Source organism: Collinsella sp. AF31-11, from assembly GCF_003475605.1.
In the GTDB taxonomy this organism is placed as follows: domain Bacteria; phylum Actinomycetota; class Coriobacteriia; order Coriobacteriales; family Coriobacteriaceae; genus Collinsella.
In genome coordinates, this window is sequence record NZ_QRQS01000025.1 from 1 (window position 1) to 4,168 (window position 4,168).

5 protein-coding genes are annotated in these 4,168 nt (G+C 58.0%); all 5 read left to right on the top strand.

Going from position 1 to position 4,168, the window contains the following annotated elements:
- Positions 1-62: 62 nt before the first annotated feature.
- The 5 genes from DWZ22_RS09960 (at position 63) to DWZ22_RS09980 (ending at position 3,861) form a co-directional block, all read left to right on the top strand.
- Positions 63-482 (top strand): PTS sugar transporter subunit IIA, encoded by a 420-nt coding sequence (locus DWZ22_RS09960; RefSeq protein WP_055252646.1) that lies wholly within the window; start codon positions 63-65, stop codon positions 480-482.
- Positions 483-539: 57 nt separating this feature from the next.
- Positions 540-1,022 (top strand): PTS sugar transporter subunit IIB, encoded by a 483-nt coding sequence (locus DWZ22_RS09965; protein ID WP_055252644.1) that lies wholly within the window; start codon positions 540-542, stop codon positions 1,020-1,022.
- Between the two features lie 294 nt (positions 1,023-1,316).
- Complete coding sequence (locus DWZ22_RS09970) at positions 1,317-2,090, top strand: PTS sugar transporter subunit IIC (protein WP_055252642.1); 774 nt, start codon at positions 1,317-1,319, stop codon at positions 2,088-2,090.
- The gene (locus DWZ22_RS09975; RefSeq protein WP_369831513.1) at positions 2,080-2,904 is read left to right on the top strand and encodes a PTS system mannose/fructose/sorbose family transporter subunit IID; all 825 of its coding nucleotides are present in this window, start codon (positions 2,080-2,082) and stop codon (positions 2,902-2,904) included. The genes DWZ22_RS09970 and DWZ22_RS09975 overlap by 11 nt, the downstream gene beginning before the upstream one ends.
- A 111-nt stretch (positions 2,905-3,015) precedes the next feature.
- The gene (locus DWZ22_RS09980; protein WP_118406049.1) at positions 3,016-3,861 is read left to right on the top strand and encodes a sugar phosphate isomerase/epimerase; all 846 of its coding nucleotides are present in this window, start codon (positions 3,016-3,018) and stop codon (positions 3,859-3,861) included.
- The last annotated feature ends 307 nt before the right edge of the window (positions 3,862-4,168 follow it).

A 4,168-nucleotide genomic window follows, 5' to 3' on the forward strand; every position in this document is an offset into this window, starting at 1 on the left:
ACCTCAAGTACCGCCGCTACTACCACCAGTTCGACTACTAATTCCATTTGGGGGAAACTGTAATGAGGCAATACATCTTCGCCAGCCACGCGCATTTTGCGACCGGCATTAAAGAGAGCACCGAGCTGCTCTCGGGCGCGCGCGATAACGTTCACGATCTATCGATGTTTGTCGACGGTCGCACCGACGTCGCCGAGGAGGCCGCAAAGCTGCTGGCGACCATCGACCCTGCCGATGACGTGATTGTGTGCACCGACCTGTTTGGCGGTAGCGTCAACAACGAGTTCACCAAGATCGTTCAGACGCGTCCCAACACCTACCTTGTCGCCAACATGAACCTGCCGCTGCTGATCCAGCTACTGTTCTCGGATCAGGAGGCTCCCGCCGATCAGGTTATCCGCGAGATCCTCGCGGCTGACGACACGCGCGTCAAGTTTGTCAACGATCTGCTGACCGATGCGGATGACGAGGAAGAGTTCTAGTCTCCGCCTGCTATTAATGGGGCCGGGTTTCCGGCATGAGACCTTTGGGGGTCAATCATGATTCAACTGCTTCGCGTCGACCATCGTCTGCTTCATGGCCAGGTGGCCGTCTCTTGGGTCCAGGGCTTGGGCTCTGACTGCATCTTCTGCGTTGGCGACAAGGTTGCCAACGATCCCGTCTGGAAGACTACGCTCAAGATGGGAAAGCCGGCCAACGTCAAGCTCGTCATCAAGGACATGGAGCACGCCATCGAGGCCATCAACTCCGGTGTTACCGATAAGTACAAGATGATCATCTGCGTCGCCAGCATCGCCGAGGCCAAGCAGCTTGTCGACGGCTGCCCGCAGATCACCTCCATCAACCTGGGCAACACCAAGTCCAAGGACGAGCAGCGTCCCGATGCCCGTAAGATCTCCCGCCAGATCTTTGTGACTGCTGCCGAGGAAGAGGACATTCGTGAGCTCGTCGGCCGCGGTGTCGAGGTCGAGATTCGCGCTCTGGCCGACGACCCCAAGGTCGATGCCCTAAGCGCCCTCTAATTGGGAACCACGGGCGGCGCGCACGGCGCCGCCCCTATTCGTGGGCGTACCGGATAAACGCTTTACCCGTTACCCCCATCTACCGTTCACCGGGAGTACACGCCCGTTGAGCGATTGGTATTAAATAGTTTTCTCATGACTATATAATTGGTATCAAATCATTTGCACCGGTTTAGGTGTTAACAGCACACCGGTACAAGCTGGATCTGTCTAGGCGATTGTCGGCATGGAAAAGGGCGCGCTGACAAGTCGGGAATCGCCGCGCGGATCCAAGAGGGATCAAAGGGAGGAACAATGCTTGTTCAAGCGATCCTCATCGGACTTATCGCTGCCTTCGGTAAGCTCGATTATCAGCTCGGTACGCTCTATGCGTTCCGCCCGATCGTTCTGTGCCCGCTCGTCGGCATAGTCCTCGGGGACCTGCAGTCCGGCCTCGCCATCGGTGCGAGCCTCGAGCTGCTCTTCATGGGTTCAATCTCCATCGGCGCTTACGTGCCGCCCGATGAGTGTATTGGCGGTGTGCTCGCCTGCGCCTTCGCTATTCAGCTGGGTCAGAGCACCGAGGCCGCTATCGCGCTCGCGATGCCCATCGCCACTCTGTGCCTGGCCATTAAGAACGTCGTCAACGCCGGTATGCCCCTTCTGGTCGACCGTGCCGACGTCTTTGCCAGCAAGGGTAACCTCAAGGGTATCTACGCTATGCACTGGATTATCGGTCTCGTGATTGTCGTCCTGGCCTTTATCCTGTGCTCGGTCTCCTTCTATCTGGGTGCCGACGCCGTTCAGGGCCTGCTCGACTTCATCCCGACGTTCGTCCTCGATGGCTTTGGCGTCGCAGCCAACATCCTGCCTGCCATGGGCTTCGCCATGCTCGGTCGTCTGGTGCTTACCAAGCAGCTCGTGCCGTTCTACTTCCTGGGCTTCCTGATGTGCTCCTATGCCAACGTGCCCGTCCTCGGTGTCGCTCTGATCGCAATCATCATCGGCATCAACAAGTTCGACCTGCTGGGCCTTGGTGGCGCCCAGCCCCAGCTTTCTGTGGAAGGGGATGAGGACGATGACTTCTAATTCCGAGAACCAGATTACTCGCTCCGACCTCATTAAGAGCTCTCTGAGTACCGGCGCTCTGGGCATGGAGTTCTCCTGGACCTACTACAAGCAGATGAACATTGCCTTCTGCCTGATGGTCGCCAACATGCTCAAGAAGATCTATGCCGGCCGTCCCGACGATTACGCCGAGGCCCTGCACCGTCACAGCGCATTCTTCAACATCACCCCGCAGCTCGCTCCCTTCGTGGGCGGCATCGCGATGGCCATGGAAGAGAAGGTCGCTCGCGGCGAGGTTGAGCCCGAGAGCGTCAACGACATCAAGGCCGCCCTCATGGGCCCGCTTTCCGGTCTGGGTGACTCCTTCTTCCTGTCCACCCTGCGCGTTGTTGCCGCTGCCGTGGGCATCAGCCTGTGCCAGGCCGGCAACGCCTTTGGCCCCATCGCCTTCCTGCTCATCTATAACATCCCGGCGTTCCTGATTCGTATCTTTGGCGCTATCAAGGGTTATGAACTGGGCATTGGCTTCCTCAACGAGGCTCAGAAGACCGGTCTGATGCAAAAGATCATGGCCTGCGTCGGCATCGTCGGCGTCATGGTGGTCGGCGCCATGAGCAAGGACATGTTCTGGGCTTCGCTGCCCGTCGCCATCGGTCAGGGCGACTCCGCCCAGACCCTCCAGGACATCCTGGACGGCATCATGCCCGGCATGCTCGGCATGGCCGCCTTCTGGATTTACTACTGGCTGCTCTCCAAGAAGATCAACCCGATGGTCCTGATTCTCTGCACCATGGTCATCGGCATCATCGGTGCCTTCTTTGGCGTGCTTGCCTAATATGTTTAAATCGCGCTTCCATCGCGTCTAACGGTTGCGTCGATCTTTGGGGGCTTGTCGCATGTGCGGCAGCCCCCTGTTTTTTAAAAGCCCGTACGAAAGGGGAGGACTATGGCCGTACCCGAGCTTTCGCTCATGAACATCAACCATCGTTACTACAGCATCGAGACGTTCTTTAAGGCTGCAGGCGAGGCGGGTTATCGCAATATCGAGCTGTGGACTGGCTCGATGCACCTGTATGTGGATTGCCACGAGCACGATTCGGTGGATAAGATTCGCGATCTTGCCGCCCGGTACGGCATCAAGATCGTGTGCGTGTGCCCCGAGCAGAACAACCCCAAGCCGTGGAATGTCGCGGTGCGTGGTGAGGCGGGCCAAAAGCGCATACTCTCGTACTTTAAGAATGTCATTGACGTTGCCGTTGAGCTGGGTGCGCCGCAGATTCTGGTGACGAGTGGTTGGGCCTATCTGGACGAGCCGGCTGAGGACGCCTGGGCCCGCAGCGTTGCCATGCTGCGTTCGGTATGCGACTATGCCGATACGCGCGGCATTCGCGTTGCGCTCGAGGCGCTGCAGCCGTCGGAGTCCGTGCTGGTCAACACCGCGCAGGACGTCGCGCGCATCCTCGAGGCGGTCGATCGTCCCAACCTGAAGGCTTGTATCGACTTTGGCGCCATGGAAGTTGCCGGCGACACAATCGACGGCTACTTTGAGGTCTTGGGCGACAAGATCGTCCACACCCACTTTGTGGATGTCGGCGGCGGCACGACGCATCTTGCCTGGGGCGACGGCGAGCGCGATATGCGTGCCGACCTCGAGGCGCTCATGCGCCACGGCTATACGGGCTATGCCTCGGCCGAGACGTGTGACGGCCGCTACTATCAGGATCCGTCTAAGGCGACAACTCAGGTTATCGATATGTATCGTCGTGTGATAGCAGAGATGGAAGCCGAATAACCGAACTGCGCGGTTGCGCCGGAAACACTAGGGCGGGTTTGGCGCAACGTAGTTTTAGATGGCGAGTTGCGGAGTGTTCGTTGCAGTGCTGCTCGAATTAGACAACTAATGGCGTTGTAATACCACTCGGGCGAGGAAACCGACCGTTCGCCGTAAATCTCCGTGAGTTTAGATTGGTATTAAATAATGAGCAATCGTATGGCTATAATTGGTATCAGCAAGAAGCGCGATGTATAGAATCGCGCACATGTGATGGGAGGACACACATGAAGGAGACCGAGAAGATCGAGATCATGCACTTCGACCA